General features: G+C 48.4%; 14 protein-coding genes. 5 read left to right on the top strand and 9 right to left on the bottom strand.

Translation table 11 applies throughout. The features are described 5' to 3' along the window. Positions 1-100 precede the first annotated feature (100 nt). The 4 genes from rpoB (at position 101) to GS398_RS21280 (ending at position 9075) form a co-directional block, all read left to right on the top strand. Complete coding sequence (gene rpoB, locus GS398_RS21295; RefSeq protein WP_160908861.1) at positions 101-3910, top strand: DNA-directed RNA polymerase subunit beta; 3810 nt, start codon at positions 101-103, stop codon at positions 3908-3910. An 83-nt stretch (positions 3911-3993) separates the two neighbouring features. Then, the gene (gene rpoC, locus GS398_RS21290) at positions 3994-8280 is read left to right on the top strand and encodes a DNA-directed RNA polymerase subunit beta' (RefSeq protein WP_160908860.1); all 4287 of its coding nucleotides are present in this window, start codon (positions 3994-3996) and stop codon (positions 8278-8280) included. A 213-nt stretch (positions 8281-8493) separates the two neighbouring features. Then, positions 8494-8733: a hypothetical protein gene (locus GS398_RS21285; protein WP_160908859.1), complete on the top strand. Its 240-nt coding sequence runs from the start codon at positions 8494-8496 to the stop codon at positions 8731-8733. A gap of 30 nt (positions 8734-8763) precedes the next feature. Beyond that, on the top strand, positions 8764-9075 hold the full coding sequence (locus tag GS398_RS21280) for a DUF3467 domain-containing protein (RefSeq protein ID WP_160908858.1): 312 nt from the start codon (positions 8764-8766) through the stop codon (positions 9073-9075). Here GS398_RS21280 and miaA read toward each other — a convergent pair. The 6 genes from miaA to GS398_RS21250 form a co-directional block, all read right to left on the bottom strand. Continuing rightward, the gene (gene miaA / locus GS398_RS21275) at positions 9059-9979 is read right to left on the bottom strand and encodes a tRNA (adenosine(37)-N6)-dimethylallyltransferase MiaA (protein ID WP_160908857.1); all 921 of its coding nucleotides are present in this window, start codon (positions 9977-9979) and stop codon (positions 9059-9061) included. The genes GS398_RS21280 and miaA overlap by 17 nt on opposite strands. A gap of 12 nt (positions 9980-9991) precedes the next feature. After that, positions 9992-10645 (bottom strand): IS1096 element passenger TnpR family protein, encoded by a 654-nt coding sequence (locus tag GS398_RS21270; protein WP_160908856.1) that lies wholly within the window; start codon positions 10643-10645, stop codon positions 9992-9994. A 69-nt stretch (positions 10646-10714) separates the two neighbouring features. Beyond that, positions 10715-12133 (bottom strand): CCA tRNA nucleotidyltransferase, encoded by a 1419-nt coding sequence (locus GS398_RS21265; RefSeq protein WP_160908855.1) that lies wholly within the window; start codon positions 12131-12133, stop codon positions 10715-10717. Next, positions 12130-12696, bottom strand: a complete 567-nt coding sequence (locus tag GS398_RS21260) for an L-threonylcarbamoyladenylate synthase (protein WP_160908854.1) — start codon at positions 12694-12696, stop codon at positions 12130-12132. The genes GS398_RS21265 and GS398_RS21260 overlap by 4 nt, the downstream gene beginning before the upstream one ends. Then, a complete protein-coding gene (locus GS398_RS21255) occupies positions 12686-13807 on the bottom strand; it encodes a glycosyltransferase family 4 protein (RefSeq protein ID WP_160908853.1) in 1122 nt (373 codons plus the stop codon). Before GS398_RS21255 ends, GS398_RS21260 begins: the two co-directional genes overlap by 11 nt. Position 13808: 1 nt before the next feature. After that, the gene (locus tag GS398_RS21250) at positions 13809-14627 is read right to left on the bottom strand and encodes a 2,3,4,5-tetrahydropyridine-2,6-dicarboxylate N-succinyltransferase (protein WP_160908852.1); all 819 of its coding nucleotides are present in this window, start codon (positions 14625-14627) and stop codon (positions 13809-13811) included. 63 nt (positions 14628-14690) lie between these two features. Here GS398_RS21250 and GS398_RS21245 point away from each other — a divergent pair, with 63 nt between their 5' ends. Then, positions 14691-15107, top strand: a complete 417-nt coding sequence (locus GS398_RS21245; RefSeq protein WP_160908851.1) for an RNA-binding S4 domain-containing protein — start codon at positions 14691-14693, stop codon at positions 15105-15107. On the opposite strand, the gene GS398_RS21240 is transcribed toward GS398_RS21245, so the two are convergent. The 3 genes from GS398_RS21240 to GS398_RS21230 are packed head-to-tail and all read right to left on the bottom strand — an operon-like array spanning position 15031 to position 18639. Further along, entirely contained in the window at positions 15031-16200 is a 1170-nt protein-coding gene (locus GS398_RS21240) for a glycosyltransferase (RefSeq protein ID WP_160908850.1), read from the bottom strand. The genes GS398_RS21245 and GS398_RS21240 overlap by 77 nt on opposite strands. Continuing rightward, positions 16197-17396: a glycosyltransferase family 4 protein gene (locus tag GS398_RS21235; protein ID WP_160908849.1), complete on the bottom strand. Its 1200-nt coding sequence runs from the start codon at positions 17394-17396 to the stop codon at positions 16197-16199. Before GS398_RS21235 ends, GS398_RS21240 begins: the two co-directional genes overlap by 4 nt. Continuing rightward, positions 17386-18639 carry a hypothetical protein gene (locus GS398_RS21230; protein WP_160908848.1) on the bottom strand — a complete coding sequence of 418 codons (1254 nt, stop codon included), beginning with the start codon at positions 18637-18639 and terminating at the stop codon, positions 17386-17388. Before GS398_RS21230 ends, GS398_RS21235 begins: the two co-directional genes overlap by 11 nt. Position 18640 lies beyond the last annotated feature (1 nt).

Raw genomic sequence — 18640 nt, 5'->3', positions numbered from 1 at the left:
GGTCTATTGCCGTTTGTATAATGCCCATTTTTGTTTGACTTACAATGCCGCACATGCGGCAAAACAAGTCACAGTTTATTTAAACTAAAATCTTATTCCCTTGGCAAACAAAAATATTCAGAACGAAAGAGTGAACTTCGCAACCAGCAGGCACGTTATCGACTATCCTGACTTCCTGGATGTGCAGTTAGAATCTTTCAGGGAGTTCTTCCAACTGGAAACAACTTCGGATAATCGCCACCAGGAAGGCTTGTTTAAAGTTTTCGCTGAGAACTTCCCGATTTCCGACTCAAGAAACATCTTCGTTTTAGAGTTTCTTGACTATTTTATCGATCCGCCGCGTTACGACATCCAGGAGTGTATTGAGCGTGGTCTCACTTACAGCGTTCCGTTAAAAGCTAAGCTGCGCCTTTCCTGCAACGACGAAGAGCATGAAGACTTTGAAACGATCGTGCAGGACGTGTACCTGGGTACTATACCTTATATGACCCCTAAAGGTACTTTCGTAGTAAACGGCGCTGAACGTGTAATTGTATCGCAGCTGCACCGTTCGCCGGGTGTGTTCTTCGGCCAGAGCCGCCACACCAACGGCACCAAACTCTATTCTGCGCGTGTTATCCCTTTCAAGGGGTCGTGGATAGAGTTTGCGACTGACGTGAACAACGTAATGTACGCTTACATCGACCGTAAGAAGAAATTCCCGGTAACAACCTTGCTGCGCGCGATCGGGTATGATTCGGATAAGGAGATCCTCGAGCTGTTTGAACTTGCCGATGAGGTGAAAGTGAGCAAATCAGGTCTCAAGAAATTTGTTGGCCGTAAGCTTGCTGCAAGGGTGCTTAAAAAATGGGTAGAGGATTTCGTAGATGAAGATACCGGTGAGGTGGTGTCGATTGACCGTAACGAGATCATTCTCGAGCGTGAAACGATCCTGGAAGACGATCATATCGATATGATTGTTGACGCCGGCGTTAAAACGGTGATCCTTACAAAAGATGATGCAGCTAACAATGCTGATTACTCAATCATCTATAATACCCTTCAAAAAGATACATCGAACTCTGAAAAAGAAGCGGTTGAGCATATCTATCGCCAGTTACGTAATGCGGAACCACCGGATGAAGAAACTGCGCGCGGTATCATCGATCGTTTATTCTTCTCAGATAAAAGATACGATCTCGGAAACGTAGGCCGTTACAGGATCAACCGCAAGCTGAAACTGGACACGCCTTACGAAACCAAGGTGTTGACCAAGCAGGATATCATCGCGATCGTGAAATACCTGATCAAGCTCATCAACTCAAAAGCTGAGGTGGATGATATCGATCACTTGTCAAACCGTCGTGTGCGTACGGTGGGTGAGCAGTTATATGCGCAGTTCGGCGTCGGGCTGGCCCGTATGGCGCGTACCATCCGCGAGCGTATGAACATCCGCGACAATGAGGTGTTCACACCGACCGACCTGATCAATGCACGTACGCTTTCTTCTGTGATCAACTCGTTCTTCGGAACAAACCAGTTATCACAGTTCATGGACCAAACGAATCCACTGGCGGAGATCACGCATAAGCGTCGTCTGTCGGCCCTCGGGCCAGGCGGTCTGTCACGTGAACGTGCAGGTTTCGAGGTGCGTGACGTGCATTATACACATTACGGTCGCCTTTGTACGATCGAAACGCCGGAGGGACCGAACATCGGTTTGATCTCTTCGCTTTGCGTACATGCCAAGATCAACAACTTGGGATTTATCGAAACTCCGTACCGTAAAGTTGATACCGGGAGAGTAGTGGTTGAAGAACCCGTAATCTACCTTTCGGCAGAAGACGAGGACGGAAAAACCATCGCCCAGGCAAACGCGGTATATGATGATAAGGGAGAATTTGAAACACCACGCGTTAAAGCACGTTTCGAGGGCGACTTCCCGGTTATCGAGCCGACTAAGCTTGACCTGATCGACGTCGCACCTAACCAGATCACTTCTATCGCGGCTTCGCTGATCCCGTTCCTGGAACATGACGATGCTAACCGTGCATTGATGGGATCGAACATGCAGCGCCAGGCGGTTCCGCTGCTGCGCCCGGAGGCGCCGATCGTTGGTACAGGACTGGAAGGTCGCGTTGCACGTGACTCACGGACCCTGATCAATGCAGAGGGCAACGGTGTGGTTGAGTATGTGGATGCGAACGAGATCAAGATCCGTTACGAAAGGACCGAGGATGATGTCCTGGTTTCGTTCGACGGAGAAGTGAAATCGTACAGGCTGACAAAATTCAAGAAAACCAACCAGAGTACCTGTATCAACCTGAAACCGATTGTTCGTAAAGGACAGAAGGTTCAGAAAGGGCAGGTGCTTTGTGAAGGATATGCTACCCAGGACGGTGAGCTTGCTCTTGGCCGTAACCTGAAAGTGGCGTTCATGCCATGGCAGGGTTTCAACTTCGAGGATGCGATCGTGATTTCCGAGCGTGTGGTAAGTGAAGACATCTTTACTTCGCTGCACATCGAGGAGTTCGAGCTTGAAGTACGCGATACTAAACGCGGTGAAGAAGAACTTACGCCGGATATCCCGAACGTTTCCGAAGAAGCTACCAAAGACCTGGATGAGAACGGTATTATCCGCATCGGGGCTGAAGTAAAAGAAGGAGATATCCTGATCGGTAAGATCACGCCAAAAGGCGAGTCAGATCCTTCACCGGAAGAAAAATTGCTTCGTGCCATCTTTGGTGATAAAGCAGGTGACGTGAAGGACGCATCGTTAAAGACTCCCCCTTCTATCGCCGGTGTGGTAATCGATACTAAGCTGTTCTCACGTGCTAAGAAAACCACTAAGGCGGAAGAGAAATCGGCCCTGGAGAAACTGGATTCGAGGCACGATAAAGCAGTTAAAGCGTTAAAAGAATCTTTGCTTGATAAGCTGTTCGCCATTGTAAACGGTAAAACTTCCCAGGGGGTATACAACGTTTATCGCGAGCTGCTGGTAGCCAAAGGCGTGAAATTTACGCAGAAGATCCTGACCGACCTGGAGTATGCAAATATCAATCCCTCGAAATGGACCACAGATGATGACAAGAATGAGTTAATCAAGCTGCTGCTGCACAACTATAACATCAAGCTTAACGAAGAGCTGGGTGCTTATAAGCGTGACAAGTTCGCAATCAGCGTGGGTGACGAACTTCCATCAGGTATCGTACAGATGGCTAAGGTGTATATCGCTAAGAAGCGTAAGCTGAAAGTGGGCGATAAAATGGCCGGTCGCCACGGTAATAAAGGTATTGTGGCCCGTATCGTAAGAGACGAGGACATGCCGTTCCTGGAAGATGGAACGCCGGTAGATATCGTGCTGAACCCGTTGGGCGTACCTTCCCGTATGAACCTTGGGCAGATCTATGAAACCGTATTGGGCTGGGCCGGTAAAGAGCTTGGAATTAAATTCGCCACACCGATCTTCGACGGGGCATCCCACGAAGAAGTGGAAGAATGGGTTTCCAAAGCGAAAGTACCGACATCCGGAAGAACATACCTGTACAATGGATTAACCGGCGAGCGTTTTGACCAGCCAACCACCGTAGGTATTATCTACATGCTGAAACTGGGCCACATGGTTGACGATAAGATGCACGCACGTTCTATCGGGCCGTACTCGCTTATTACACAGCAGCCGTTGGGCGGTAAAGCACAGTTTGGTGGTCAGCGTTTTGGTGAGATGGAGGTTTGGGCACTCGAAGCATTCGGTGCTGCCAACATCCTGCAGGAAATCCTTACCGTTAAATCCGATGACGTGGTAGGTCGTGCCAAAACTTACGAGGCGATCGTTAAAGGTGAGAACCTGCCGACGCCGTCAGTTCCTGAGTCATTCAATGTATTGGTTCATGAGTTGAGAGGATTGGGATTAGATATCACGTTAGATTAATAGGTTTTACGTTTCACGTTATACGTTGTACGCTCCGGCTGCACGTATAACGTCTAACGTCCAACGTATAACATAAAAGAGCTATGTCATATAAAAAGGATAATAAAATCAAGAGTAACTTCACATCGATCACGATCAGCCTGGCTTCGCCGGAGTCGATCCTGGAGCGTTCGAGCGGTGAGGTTTTAAAACCTGAGACGATCAATTACCGTACTTACAAACCCGAGCGCGACGGCTTGTTCTGCGAGCGGATCTTCGGTCCTGTGAAGGATTACGAATGTCATTGCGGTAAGTACAAGAGGATCCGTTATAAAGGGATCGTTTGCGATCGTTGCGGGGTGGAAGTGACAGAGAAGAAAGTACGGCGCGAGCGTATGGGACACATCAACCTGGTGGTTCCTGTCGCGCACATCTGGTATTTCCGTTCACTTCCCAATAAGATCGGTTACCTGTTAGGCTTGCCTACCAAGAAACTCGACCTGATCATTTATTATGAACGTTATGTGGTGATCCAGGCAGGTATCAAAGAAACCGACGGGATATCTAAAATGGATTTCCTGACGGAAGAAGAATACCTCGATATCCTGGATACCCTTCCTAAAGAAAACCAATACCTTGACGATAAAGATCCGCAGAAATTTATCGCCAAGATGGGCGCTGATGCCCTCGAGGAGCTGTTAAAGCGCCTTGACCTTGATCAGCAGTCTTATGACCTGCGTCACCAGGCTGCCAACGAGACTTCGCAGCAGCGTAAAAATGAGGCGTTGAAACGTCTGCAGGTGGTAGAAGCCTTCCGCGGTGCGAAAACAAGGATCGAAAATAACCCTGAGTGGATGATCGTAAAGATCGTTCCGGTGATTCCGCCTGAGCTCCGTCCGCTGGTTCCCCTGGAAGGTGGTCGCTTTGCGACTTCTGACTTAAATGACCTCTACCGTCGTGTGATCATCCGTAACAACCGTCTGAAAAGACTGATTGAGATCAAAGCACCTGAAGTGATCTTACGTAACGAAAAACGTATGCTCCAGGAGGCGGTTGACTCGCTGTTCGATAACTCACGTAAAGTGAACGCCGTTAAAACCGAAGGCAACCGGGCGTTGAAATCGCTTTCTGATATCCTGAAAGGTAAACAGGGGCGTTTCCGCCAGAACTTGTTAGGTAAACGTGTGGATTATTCTGCCCGTTCCGTAATCGTCGTCGGACCGAACCTGAAGCTGCATGAGTGCGGTTTACCAAAGGATATGGCCGCTGAGCTGTTCAAACCGTTCATCATTCGTAAGATGATTGAAAGAGGAGTGGTTAAAACGGTAAAATCTGCTAAAAAGATCGTTGACCGCAAAGATCCATTAGTTTGGGATATCCTTGAAAATGTGCTGAAAGGGCACCCGGTCCTGTTAAACCGTGCGCCTACGCTTCACCGTTTGGGTATCCAGGCTTTCCAGCCGAAACTGGTGGAAGGTAAAGCCATCCAGCTCCACCCATTGGTTTGTACCGCGTTCAACGCCGACTTTGACGGTGACCAGATGGCCGTGCATTTGCCGTTAGGTAACGCCGCTATCCTGGAAGCCCAGATGCTGATGCTGGCATCTCATAATATTTTGAACCCTGCCAACGGTACGCCGATCACCGTTCCTTCACAGGACATGGTTCTTGGCTTATACTATATTACCAAAGGCCGGAAAACGGATGCCGGACGCGTAGTAAAAGGCCAGGGCCAAACATTCTATTCTGCGGAAGAGGTGATCATCGCCTATAACGAGAAAATGATCGATCTCCATGCCTTTATTAAAGTGAAAGGCAAGATCAAGGAGAAAGACGGTTCTATCGTGAGCAAGATCATCGATACCACGGTAGGCCGCGTGTTGTTTAACCAGCACGTTCCTGAAGAAGTAGGATATATCAACGAACTTCTTACCAAAAAATCACTCCGTGACATTATTGGTGAAGTAGTGAAAAATACCGGGATGGCACGTGCGGCCCAGTTCCTTGATGATATTAAGGAATTAGGTTTCCAGATGGCGTTCCGCGGCGGTCTTTCGTTTAACCTGCTGGATCTTAACATTCCTGAAGCAAAAGTTACGCTGATCGGCCAGGCTTCGAAAGAAGTGGAGGAAGTAATGAACAACTATAACATGGGTTTCATTACCAACAACGAGCGTTACAACCAGATCATCGACGTTTGGACACGTATCAACAACAGGCTTACCGCCAATGTAATGGATATCCTGTCTAACGATAACCAGGGCTTCAACTCGGTATACATGATGCTCGACTCGGGTGCGCGTGGTTCCAAAGAGCAGATCCGTCAGCTTTGCGGGATGCGTGGCCTGATGGCTAAGCCGCAGAAGTCCGGTTCCGGCGGGGAAATCATCGAGAACCCGATCCTTTCTAACTTTAAGGAAGGCCTCTCGGTACTCGAGTACTTTATCTCTACCCACGGTGCGCGTAAAGGTCTCGCGGATACAGCGTTGAAAACGGCCGATGCCGGTTACCTGACCCGTCGTTTACATGATGTTGCACAGGATATGATCGTCGGAGAAACAGATTGCGGTACCTTAAGAGGTATTTTTACCACTGCGCTAAAAGATAACGAAGACATCGTTGAGCCGCTTTATGAGCGTATCCTGGGAAGAACTTCCCTGCACGACGTATACGATCCGCTTACTAACGAGTTACTGGTTGCGGCCGGGCATGACATTGAGGAGCATATCGGGCACGCGATCGCGAACTCGCCGCTTGAAGGTATCGAAATCCGTTCCGTACTGACTTGCGAAAGCAAACGTGGTGTTTGTGCACTTTGTTACGGACGTAACCTGGCGACAGGTAAACGTGTTCAGGCAGGTGAGGCAGTGGGCGTAATTGCCGCACAGTCGATCGGTGAGCCGGGAACACAGTTGACACTTCGTACCTTCCACGTGGGTGGTACTGCCTCTAACATTGCGGCTGAGTCTGTGATCAACGCCAAGTTTGATGGGGTGATCGAGTTTGAAAACATCCGTACGGTGCCTTTCGAAACCGAAGAGGGTCCGGTGGAAGTGGTACTTGGGCGCTCGGGCGAGTTCCGTATCCTCGAGGCAAACACCAATAAGGTGATCATGACCAACAACATTCCTTACGGTTCATACCTGTATGTGAAAGAAGGTCAGCAGATAGAACGCGGCACCAGGATCTGTAGCTGGGATCCGTACAATGCGGTGATCATCTCCGAGTTTGGTGGTAAAGCGGAGTTCGAAGCGATCATTGAAGGGGTGACTTTCCGTGAAGAATCTGACGATCAGACCGGTCACAAAGAGAAAGTGATCATCGATACCCGTGATAAGACTAAAAACCCTGTGATCAGGATTGTAGATAAGGGCGAATTTATTAAGGGATATAACATCCCGGTAGGTGCCCACATTGCGGTTGACGAGAATGAAAAATTAAAACCTGGTGCTGTAATCGCCAAGATCCCACGCTCTACAGGAAAAACAAGGGATATTACAGGTGGTCTTCCGCGTGTAACCGAGCTTTTCGAAGCACGTAACCCTTCAAATCCTGCGGTAGTAACCGAGATCGACGGAGTAGTAACACTTGGTGGTGTGAAACGTGGTAACCGCGAAATCTCGATCGAGTCGAAAGACGGTCAGATCAAGAAGTACCTGGTGCCTCTTTCTAAACATATCCTCGTACAGGATAATGACTTCGTGAAAGCGGGTATGCCATTATCAGACGGCTCTATTTCTCCTGCAGATATTCTTTCTATCAAAGGACCTGCCGCAGTACAGGAATACCTGGTGAACGGGATCCAGGAGGTTTACCGCCTCCAGGGTGTAAAGATCAACGATAAGCACTTCGAAACGATCGTGCACCAGATGATGCAGAAAGTACAGATCGAAGATCCGGGCGATACCCGTTTCCTTGAGAAGGATTCTGTTGACCGTTGGGACTTTATGCTGGAGAACGACGATATCTACGATAAGAAAGTGGTTACCGAGCCGGGTGATTCTACTAACCTGAAACCGGGTCAGATAGTGTCGCTGCGTAAGTTAAGAGACGAAAACTCGATCCTGAAGCGTAAGGACCTGAAACTGGTGGAAGCCCGCGATGCAATCGCTGCAACATCCAGCCCGATCCTGCAGGGTATCACCCGTGCATCGTTAGGTACGAAATCGTTCATCTCTGCGGCATCTTTCCAGGAAACTACCAAAGTGTTGAACGAAGCCGCCATCAGCGGGAAACGTGATAACCTGTTAGGCCTGAAAGAAAACGTAATTGTTGGTCACCTGATTCCTTCAGGAACAGGTCTCCGCAGCTACGAGCGCATCATTGTTGGTTCGCAGGAAGAGTACGACAGGCTGTTGGCTTCTAAACAGGAAGAAGAAGCTGAAGCATAGTTTCCAGGAAAAGTTACTATCGGCGAGAATTCGTAGAATAGTTGCTTAACCAGAGCTTGTCAAAATAAAGTGAGTCCCTCCAGTTAAGGAGGGACTTTCTTATTTTATCAGATAATAATTAAATTAAAAAGTTTATTAACCATTATTTAAAAAATAGTATATTTGAGGTATAATAGTAACGTGATGGTTTCAGAATTACAGTTATTTATGCTTTTGAAAAATAAACTTGGTGAAAAAGCAGCCGAAGATCTCATCACTTTTGTACGAACGGAAGTGAGCGGAGAATTTAATAAGCGAAAGGAGACGCTGGCAACAAAAACAGACATTACTGAGCTTAAGCAAAATTCCCATGACCTGGAGATAAGACTTACCAGGTCTATTTATATAATGGGCCTGGTCCAGTTCCTTGCCATTATCGATGCAGTACTTGCAATCATAAATTTTAAAAACTAAAGCTTTACAGGCTGATATTAACATACAACCATGGAAGAACCACAAGACAACCAACTGAACATAGAGCTTTCCGAGGAAATAGCAGACGGTATTTATTCAAACCTGGCCATTATCACCCATTCCAATACGGAGTTTGTACTGGATTTCATTCGCGTAATGCCGGGGATTCCCAAAGCTAGAGTAAAGTCGCGAATTATTCTCAGCCCGGAGCATGCCAAGCGATTGCTGATGGCTTTAGATGATAACATAGAGAAGTTCGAAACCGTAAACGGGCGTATCCGTGTCCAGGACGGCGGACCGGGGTTGCCATTGAATTTCGGCGGACCTACCGCCCAGGCCTGATAAGCTCTTTTTCTAAAAATGAACGTATTTCCGGTAATTGTCCGGGTTCAAACCACGTGATTTTATCATTTCTCCTGAACCAGGTTAGTTGTCGTTTTGCGAACCGGCGCGTATTTTGTTTAATGAGGCTGATCGCTTCGTCGAGTGAAACATATCCATCAAGGTATTCAAATATTTCCTTGTACCCAACGGTATTAAGTGCGTTGAGCGATCTATACGGCAGCAGCCGGGTCACTTCATTGATGAGGCCATCGCAGACCATTTGATCGACGCGGAGGTTTATGCGTTCATACAATACCTCTCGTGGCAGCGTAAGGCCAATGTGGATGACGGAGAAAGGTCGCAGGTTCCCCTGGTTAAGTCTCAATGCAGAAACAGGTGTACCTGTCGACCGCCAGACTTCCAGTGCCCTGATAATGCGTTGCGGATTATGTTTATCGACCAGGCTGAAGTACTCCGGGTCGGCATTTTCGAGTTCCTGTAATAATGGATCCAAACCTTCGGCGGCGTATTGGGAGTTAAGCTCCTCTCTTATGCCTTTCCCGGGTTTGGGAAGATCGTCGAAGCCTTTACAAATAGCGTCAATATACAGCCCGGAACCGCCGGCGAGAATAACGATATCTTTGTTTTTGAATAGTTCTTCCAGTAATTGAAGTCCCTGTTCTTCGAAATCGCCAACTGAAAAAGATTCGTGAATGCTGTGGGAATCTATGAAATGATGTTTTACGGCCGTTAACTCCGGGCCGGATGGTTTGGCTGTACCAATAGACATTTCCCGGAAAAATTGCCGGGAGTCTGCCGAAATAACATCGGTATCAAACTGCTGTGCGAGCTGTATGGCCAGGCTGGTTTTACCGATGGCAGTAGGCCCTGCCACCACAATTAATTTCTTTTCACCGGGCATCCGGACTCCTGGCTAATAATCGTCCTTGGAGTGCATGTCGTCTTTATCGTAGCCTTCATTGTCTGAAAATTCATCCATGAATTCGTCCTTGTCTTCTTCTTCCTCTTCTTCATGGTCTGCCGGCGCTACTGCACGGTCATCTACCTCGTCTACTTCCTCCAGGTCATCAGCGTCTTCGGGCGCGTATTCCAGGTCATTCAGGAAGTCGAAATCATCTCCTTCTGGTGCGGCTGCGGCGACCGGGACCCCGGCAGAGGCTGGTTTCGGGGCATCGCCAATGCTTTTGAACAGGCTGGGATACTCCTTCCCTTTTTCATCATCCAGCAGAATTTTGATCAATTCAACATGAAAATCGTAAGGACGTTCGAAATTGTAGGTATAGTAAAATTTTTGGTGCGGATCGTCTATAAAGCTGCTTAGTTTAGATTTTTCCATCAAGGCGATGCCCGCGTTAACTTTTCGCTGTGACGGTAAAAACGCGATCTCATCTCCTTTAAGCCACTGGTCGTTACTTACATAGAAGGAGGAGGATTGAGAGGGGGCGTACCCGGTACTTTTGTGAATGGCATAATGCAAATCCTCGAAAGTTTGGTTTGATTTTATATCAATCTCCCTGATAATATCGTCATAATCCTCAAAAGAGACCCTAAACCTGTAAATTGCCATTGCGCTAATATATTTTATATCGTTGATTGAAATTTTAAGTAAAAATAACGTTCTTATGCGGGATAAGTTTCAATCAATTATTAAATTCTGAACAGGAGACAGGCCGATAGCCGTTCCTTTCAGCAGTAGATATTCGTACGCTTCTTTACGATTGTTGGGAATCTCGCCTTCGAGTATCGCTTCGCGGATGTGATTCTTGAGTATCCCTACCTCTTTCCCGGCGCCGATCCCGAAAGTCTGCATAATGTCTTCTCCCGTAATGGGAGGCTGCCAGTTCCTCACCTTATCGCGTTCCTCAACATCCTTCAGCTTTTGTTGCACCAACTGGAAATTCTGGCGGTACTTCTTGATCTTATACTCGTTTTTGGTGGTGATGTCTGCATGACAAAGCATCATAAGGCTTTCAGTATCTTCTCCTGCATCGAACAAAAGCCGGCGAACGGCGGAATCAGTCACAATCTCCTGTGCAAGTACAATTGGGCGCAGGTGTAACTGCACCAGCTTTTGCACGAATTTCATTTTCTCGTTAAGCGGGAGTTTTAGCTGGGTAAAGATGTGCGGCACCATTCTCGCTCCCTTATCTTCGTGTCCGTGAAAAGTCCATCCGTGCCGGCCGTCGAATTTTTTCGTGGCGGGTTTTGCGATATCGTGCAGGATTGCGGCCCAGCGTAACCACAGGTCGCCGCTTTTTTCGGCCACATTGTCGAGCACCTGGAGCGTATGGTAAAAATTGTCTTTGTGCCCCTTACCGTTAATGATTTCTACCCCGTAGAGTGCGGTCATCTGCGGGAAGAATTCATGAAGCAACCCTGTATCGAACAGCAACTTAAACCCCACAGACGGCTTCGGCGATAAAATGATCTTGTTGAGCTCGTCGGTGATCCGTTCTTTCGATACTATTTTAAGCCGATCGAGATTCAGTTTTATCGCTTCTATCGCTTCAGGAACGATGGTAAAATTTAATTGTGATGCAAAGCGAACGGCGCGCATCATCCGTAAAGGGTCGTCGGAAAAGGTCTCCGCGGGCGGCAAAGGAGTTCTTATTAATCCCGATTGCAGGTTTTCCAGTCCGTTAAACGGATCGAGTAATTTTCCGAAGGATGCACTGTTAAGCGAAATTGCAAGTGCATTCATGGTAAAATCCCGCCGGTTCTGGTCATCCTGCAGGGTGCCGGATTCTACAATGGGCTTGCGTGATTCAGAGCGGTATGATTCTTTACGTGCGCCAACGAACTCGATCTCGAGGCCATGGTAGTGAAGCATAGCGGTTCCAAAGTTCTTGAATACCGATACCTTTGTATGCAGCATTGCAGCCGCCGCCTCGGCAAAATCTACTCCGTTTCCTATTACCAGGATATCAATGTCTTTGGATGGGCGGTTAAGAAAAAGGTCTCTAACGAACCCGCCAATCACATATACCTCGATAGCAAGGCTGTCTGCGAGGCCTGATAACCTGGAAAATATGGGATCACGGAGGTGTTGTTTCATCGTCTGATAAATGAAAATTGGCCTCCGGGTTCCAGCTTCATAATGATAGAGGATCGTTTTTGGGTAAGGTCATCCTGCTCGAGATCGACCACGTAGTCTACAGCGTTGATGATGTCGTCGCTTATTTGCATAAAGTTGGCCGGAGAGGGTTGCATACTGATGTTTGCCGATGTAGAAACGATCGGCTTACGAAATCGCTTGATCAACTCTGCACAAAACTTGTGTTTTACGATACGGATCCCGATGCTGCCGTCTGAATGTCCCACATTCGGCGCCAGGTTTTTGGCCCCCGAGTACACGATGGTTAACGGATGTTCGGAATACTCGATCAGGTCGTAGGCAATTTCGGGGACATCACGGACATAGCTATCCAGTTTATTAACATCATCAAGCAGTATGATCATGCTTTTTCCACTGTCGCGGCCTTTAAGCCTGAAGATCTTCTCTACCGCTGCGGCATTCGTAGCGTCACAACCTAATCCCCAGATCGTGTCTGTTGGGTAGAGAATGATCCCGCCACTTTTCAGCACCTCAAGGGTCTTGTTTACTTCGTCATTTAACATCGTTGATTGCTTTTTGGTACACTTCCATGATCCTTCCTGCGATCCTGTCGTCTTCGAAGTTTTCGACATGTTTCTTACCCATTTCGATCATTTCTGCCCGCTTACCCGGGTTGTTGATAACTAAATTGATCAGCTCTGCAAGTTGTGGAAAATTATCGGGATCGGTATACAATGCGCCCGGTCCGCCGGCTTCTTCCAGGCACGAGCCCGTAGCGGCAATTACAGGCACCTGCGATTGAATCGCTTCCACCACCGGGATACCGAACCCTTCGTAACGGGATGGATAAATGAAAATATCCGCCAGCTGATAAATTCCCGGAAGATCGGCAAATGGTACGTTTTTAAGAAAGTGCACCCGGGCTTCAAGTCTGTTTTCCCGAATGTGCTGTCTTACCAATTCTGTGTAGGGGGTTGTTTTCCCGATAACCACCAGGTGCACGTTTTTATCGACCAGGGGTAAAGCCTTTACGAGTAATAACAGGTTCTTGCGTTCCTCGATCGTGCCGACATTCAGGAGAAATCGTGCGGGCAAACCATACTTAGCGGTCAGCGACGACTTTTCCTCCGGTGTCCACAGCTTTTTAAAAATAGGGTCGCAGTTCATGTATACCACCTCGATCTTTTCGGCAGGGGTTCCCAGGAAGCTGGTAATATCCCGTTTAGACTGTTCACTTATGGCGATGATCCTGTTTGCGGCTTTGCAAGCGTAACGGACTTTAAACTGGTAAATCATTCGGTCGATGTATGGGTAGTAGGAAGGAAACTTCAGGAAGATGAGGTCGTGGATGGTAACCACCGATGCGATTCCCGAGGACGCCATCCCGAACGGAATTTCGTTACTTAACCCATGATAAAGATCGAGATTGTCCCTTTTTAAGGCTTTGATGATGCCGAAGCTTCTCCATAGTGAACGGCCGGCACGAACAGACGGTGTTCTCACCACCGTTCCCGCCAGGTTTCCCGGCAGTGATGCCGCCGGAGTGACCGGGGAATAGATGACCAGGCGATTGCCGGGAAACGATTTACGAAGCAGTCCTACAACATATCGGCTGTAGTTTCCCAGGCCCGTAAAGTTTTTAATTAACCGTTTCCCGTCAAAGCCTATGTGCATATTAAACCGCTACATTGTGTTCGCGCAGCGCGTTATTCAAAGACGTTTTCTTGTCTGTAGATTCTTTACGCTGACCGATAATAAGTGCGCAAGGCACCTGGTAATCTCCTGCCGGGAAAGTTTTTGTGTATGATCCGGGGATAACTACCGAACGTGCAGGCACTAACCCTTTATATTCAACCGGGGTATTTTTAGTGATGTCTATGATCTTGGTCGAAGCGGTAAGCACTACGTTCGCGCCAAGTACCGCCTCACTTTCAACATGTACGCCTTCCACCACGATCGCGCGGGAGCCGATGAAACAATTATCCTCAATGATCACGGGGGATGCTTGTACGGGTTCGAGTACGCCGCCGATGCCAACGCCGCCGCTTAAATGAACGTTCTTGCCAATTTGTGCACAGGAACCTACCGTAGCCCAGGTATCAACCATGGTGCCCTCATCTACGTAAGCGCCGATGTTTACGTATGATGGCATCAGGATCACCCCTTTTGCAAGGAATGCCCCATATCGTGCCACCGCATGCGGAACAACCCGTACACCAAGTTTCTTATACCCGGTCTTTAGCTTCATTTTATCGTGGAACTCGAAGGGGCCAACTTCTATTTCTTTCATCTCACGGATTGGGAAATAAAGGATCACTGCCTTTTTGACCCAATCGTTTACGTGCCAGCGCGCGCCAATAGGTTCAGCTACACGAATTTCGCCCTTATCAAGATGTTGAATCACTCTCTCAATCGCATCCCGGTACTCTTTAAAGTTAATCAGGTTGCGGTCTTCCCACGCGTCTTCTATCAGTTGTTTAAGCTCTTGAATCATTCTGTAATTTTTTTGGCAAAGTAAACGTTTTTTGAGGATTTTTGCTCCCACGTTCCTATCTATATGTCTGAAAAAGAAAAATTACGCATCGACAAGTACCTTTGGGCGATCCGTGCATTTAAAACGCGCAGCCTGGCTACCGATGCCTGTAAAGCAGGTAGGGTAAAGCTCGGCGGACAAACAATAAAGCCTTCACATATCGTGAAACTTGGGGAGGTTTATTCCGTTCAGAAAGGGCCGGACCGTAAAGTTGTCCGCGTTACCGGGTTATTGGAACGCCGTGTTGATGCCAGGACAGCAGTTACTTTTTATGAGGACATTACTCCCCGGGAGGAAACAGCATCGTATAAGTCCATGTTCCATGCACCGGTGCTGAACCGCGACAGGGGAACGGGACGCCCGACTAAAAAGGATCGCCGCGAGATCGATACCCTGCTCGAAGGGCCTTCGCCAGCAGAGGGTTGGTTTGACGAGGACTGATTGAGCCCGTTTCGGTACACCTTGCGGCAGCTAAGAGAAGCTCGTTCCACATATAAAGATAACTCCATGCTGAGATTACTGCAGCGTTCGTTTCATCTACCAGGTTGTTGTCCAGGCTAAGTGCATCGGGAATTGCACGTGTTAAAGCGTTTATATCTCCGGAAGGATAAATAAAGCCATTTTTGCCTTGTTTTACCAGGTCGTATGCCGAGCCCACCCGGTCTGAGCAAATGATCCGGCACCCGCCGGCAATTGCTTCATGCACCGAAACGCCCCATGGCTCATCTTTCGCCGCGTGGATAAAGATGGTAGCTGCGCGAAAAAGCGCTGCCAGCTGCGTGTAGGGAAGGTAGCCGGGGAACCTGATATCGAGCCACGGAAACCTGTTTGCATAGGCTGAAAGGGCAGGACCAAGTATGCCATCTCCAACCATTATCAACCTGAGATCTTTCCTGTTTAATGCACAAAATGCCATGAGGGCTTCCATCGGGTTTTCGCGCGGGATGAACTTTGCCACCACCAATAGGACAGGTATTTTATCACGCGGATGCGGGGAAGGCTGCGTTGAAGCGAACAAGGTATGATCGATGCAGTACCCGAATATGTTAACCAGGTTATGTGCAATCCCCATTTTTTCGAGATAGTTTTTTGATGCGTTTCCGGCTGCGAGGTAGTGATCAAATTGCCTGTAAACGTGGGGGAGCAACAACCGCCTTAGGAGCAGGTTAATTCGTGATTTGTTGAACAGGACAGTATCAAGCCTGAGTGCGGCCGGTGTATGGTTCCGCCTGCATAGCCTGACGAGATCCGCGTAAGCTCCCTGGTAACCGTTCAGTATCACCATGGCAAACCCGGCACTTAGCCACCCGGCGAAATCCCGCATCGGATCTGCCGGGTCAAGCAGGTGATGATCATAGCCGGCAAAGAGATCGATTCCCCAGTTACCAACGCAGTTCGTTTCGGGATCCCGGTAGCCGAGGCCGCTATCGAGGTAAAATACCTGCAAATGGTGACCGGTTTCTATCGTAGCTACAAAACGGAAGAACGGGGCTTCGAACTGGGTTGGCCGGGAAGCTACAAAAGCGAGGTTCATAACGACTGTTCCTCCAGGATGATTGTGAGGGCTTGCGCAACTCGCTCGTAGTAGGCCTGCCAACTCATGCCTTCCGCCTGTCTGCGCACCCGTCTTCGTAATGCCGTCTTGCTTTCTGGTGATGCATACCGGTAGTAATTAACCAGTTTCGCAAGCGCAGCCGGCGTATTTTCGGGCATGATAAGGATGTTGTTACCATGCTGTAATGTCTCTCCGGCGCCAACGTTGCGGGACACGATGTTGGGAATCCCTAAACTCATAGTTTCCGGGACCACCATTCCAAATGCGTCGAACCTGCTGGGCAGGATGTGGAGGTCGACCTGTTTGTTGAGCAGGAACGCAGTAACATCATTATGCTGGAGCGGCCCGGTAAGGTAAATATTGGTCTGATCTACCTGGTGGTTAATGCAAAATCGCTTTATCCATCGTTTATTGATCTTACCTACCAGGTAAAGCTTTTTGGGTGTATCCAGCTCCTTATAGGCCAGGAGCAGCGTATCGAGCCCTTTGCGCAATTCATTGTTGGCAATACAGGCTATTTTGAGCTCGCTGCGCTTTTCGGGAATAAACATCCCGGGGCCGTTATGCCGGTAGGTCCCGGGTGGTATCACGAAGCTTTTTTTCGCGGACGTCAGGTCCTGGTAAGACGCCTTAGCAAGAGACGAGCAGAAAAACGCGTAACTGATCAGCTGCCGTTCTTTCAGCTTCACCATCTTCCCAAACGCACTCTCGTCTATTCCGTGGATAGCTGCTTCCTCGTGGCTCATAGATGGAAAGTCCATGATGACCGGGATCCTGAATTGCCTGGCGTACTTAACCAGCGGCCAGCCTGCTGTTTCGAAAAGGGCAAGAAGACAATATTTTCGCTGATACCAGATAACAGGGATCATTAACCAGTTAAATACCATTTGCCAGAGGTAATCAGGATCATTATTACCAATACAAAATGCCGCGTTGATCTTCTTATGCAGCCGGAGACAAGCCTCGATCAGCAGGAAGTTATAAACCCGGACACCAGGAGTGATGGATTTCGCACGTTTCCTGAACAGGGGGAAGCGGCATAGAAAATGGGTATCCCGGATAAGGAATCCCGTGAACAGGTAAACGCGTTTAAACTGTCCCGAATAAGAGGCCGCATTGGCGAGCTGGTACGCATGTTGGGTACCAGGGTGGACCAGGATAAAATCAAACTTCATAACGCCGGGGATAAGGATACGCCTGGTTAACGAGACAAAGACCGGAGGCAATAAAGATCCCGCCGTAAATGTTAAACACGAACGAGCTGTATATGCCAATTACCAGGAAAAGATATAGTTTGAAGAAGAACGAAAACCGGAAGAATGACAACACGTAAGCAAGCAGAAGGAAGCGTAACAGGAGTAACACGATACCACCTTCTGCGACAAGCCGGAATAACTCATTTTCATAACCGATACCCGCAAGCAGCGGGGATCGGCCAAAGGCGGCGTTGGCCCCCTGGTAGGTCGCTCCCAGGCCGATACCGGCCAGTTTAAAGGAAAACTTCTTGGTGAACGGCTCAAGCGGTCCGCTGATGATGCGATTAATGCCTTCATCCTGGTTGGCTAATGTTCTCGTATTAAATGAGTCAAAACCCGCGGCTACGGCATACTGGATATGGAACGGATCGAGTAATGCGGAATTTACCAGGGCGAGTATTACTGACGACGTAACTAGCCGGACAATATGGCGGCGATAAAATGTGAAAGTAATTTCCGTAACCAGGAAAACGGTTATCGTTAGCAGGTAGAACAATAGTGCCGCCCGCGAGCCGCTGATCAGGCAATTATAAATTCCTGTAACCAGTAGCGGCAGGATCAATGGGCTACCTGGTTTTCTTTTGATATAGTAACACGTAATAAATGCCGCAAAACTGCTGAATGAGCTAAATCCTCCCAAATAGCTAAAGGTTCCCGTAACTCTTACCGACGCCCCCGCCATAGCGACCACGCCCACGCCCTCGCCCTCGGCATACCGGTTGATGAGCGATCCGGGGGGCGAGAAATATTGAATGCTGCCAAGCGCAGTTTCGATGAGACAAAGTCCGATGAAAATGAAAGCATATCTCCCTTCAATAGGAAATTGCGGGTGGTTGAGGTAAACAAACAGGATGGTCCAGAACAGCGCATGGATAAGTATCCCGGAAAAACCATGATAGATACTTACCTGCAGCGGATGGAACGCCAGCCCGGTTAATATTGACAGGTAAGCAATACCGGTTACCCATAATGTTTTCTTTCCGGTGTAATCTCTCCCCGAAAAATACAGGAGGGCAAGCGGGAGCAGCAAATTGCCGGCGAAGATTGCACTCTTGGCCGCGGCGCCGGTAATAAACCACTTTCGCAGCACTCCTGAAAAGACGGTATACAATAACAGGGCTATCCAGGTCCTGTTTAACGCCGGTTTTTGGTTTGTTTCCATA

Source organism: Hufsiella ginkgonis (assembly GCF_009834915.1).
GTDB classification, from domain to species: Bacteria; Bacteroidota; Bacteroidia; order Sphingobacteriales; family Sphingobacteriaceae; genus Hufsiella; species Hufsiella ginkgonis.
The sequence above is the reverse complement of the archived record's forward strand: the minus strand, read 5'-3'. Positions and strand labels throughout refer to the sequence as shown.

Coding starts and splice junctions, on each gene's coding strand:
- rpoC (WP_160908860.1), top strand. CDS start 3,994: ATGTCATATAAAAAGGATAATAAAATCAAGAGTAACTTCACATCGATC.
- GS398_RS21280 (WP_160908858.1), top strand. CDS start 8,764: ATGGAAGAACCACAAGACAACCAACTGAACATAGAGCTTTCCGAGGAA.
- miaA (WP_160908857.1), bottom strand. CDS start 9,979: ATGCCCGGTGAAAAGAAATTAATTGTGGTGGCAGGGCCTACTGCCATC.
- GS398_RS21270 (WP_160908856.1), bottom strand. CDS start 10,645: ATGGCAATTTACAGGTTTAGGGTCTCTTTTGAGGATTATGACGATATT.
- GS398_RS21265 (WP_160908855.1), bottom strand. CDS start 12,133: ATGAAACAACACCTCCGTGATCCCATATTTTCCAGGTTATCAGGCCTC.
- GS398_RS21260 (WP_160908854.1), bottom strand. CDS start 12,696: ATGTTAAATGACGAAGTAAACAAGACCCTTGAGGTGCTGAAAAGTGGC.
- GS398_RS21255 (WP_160908853.1), bottom strand. CDS start 13,807: ATGCACATAGGCTTTGACGGGAAACGGTTAATTAAAAACTTTACGGGC.
- GS398_RS21250 (WP_160908852.1), bottom strand. CDS start 14,627: ATGATTCAAGAGCTTAAACAACTGATAGAAGACGCGTGGGAAGACCGC.
- GS398_RS21245 (WP_160908851.1), top strand. CDS start 14,691: ATGTCTGAAAAAGAAAAATTACGCATCGACAAGTACCTTTGGGCGATC.
- GS398_RS21240 (WP_160908850.1), bottom strand. CDS start 16,200: ATGAACCTCGCTTTTGTAGCTTCCCGGCCAACCCAGTTCGAAGCCCCG.
- GS398_RS21235 (WP_160908849.1), bottom strand. CDS start 17,396: ATGAAGTTTGATTTTATCCTGGTCCACCCTGGTACCCAACATGCGTAC.
- GS398_RS21230 (WP_160908848.1), bottom strand. CDS start 18,639: ATGGAAACAAACCAAAAACCGGCGTTAAACAGGACCTGGATAGCCCTG.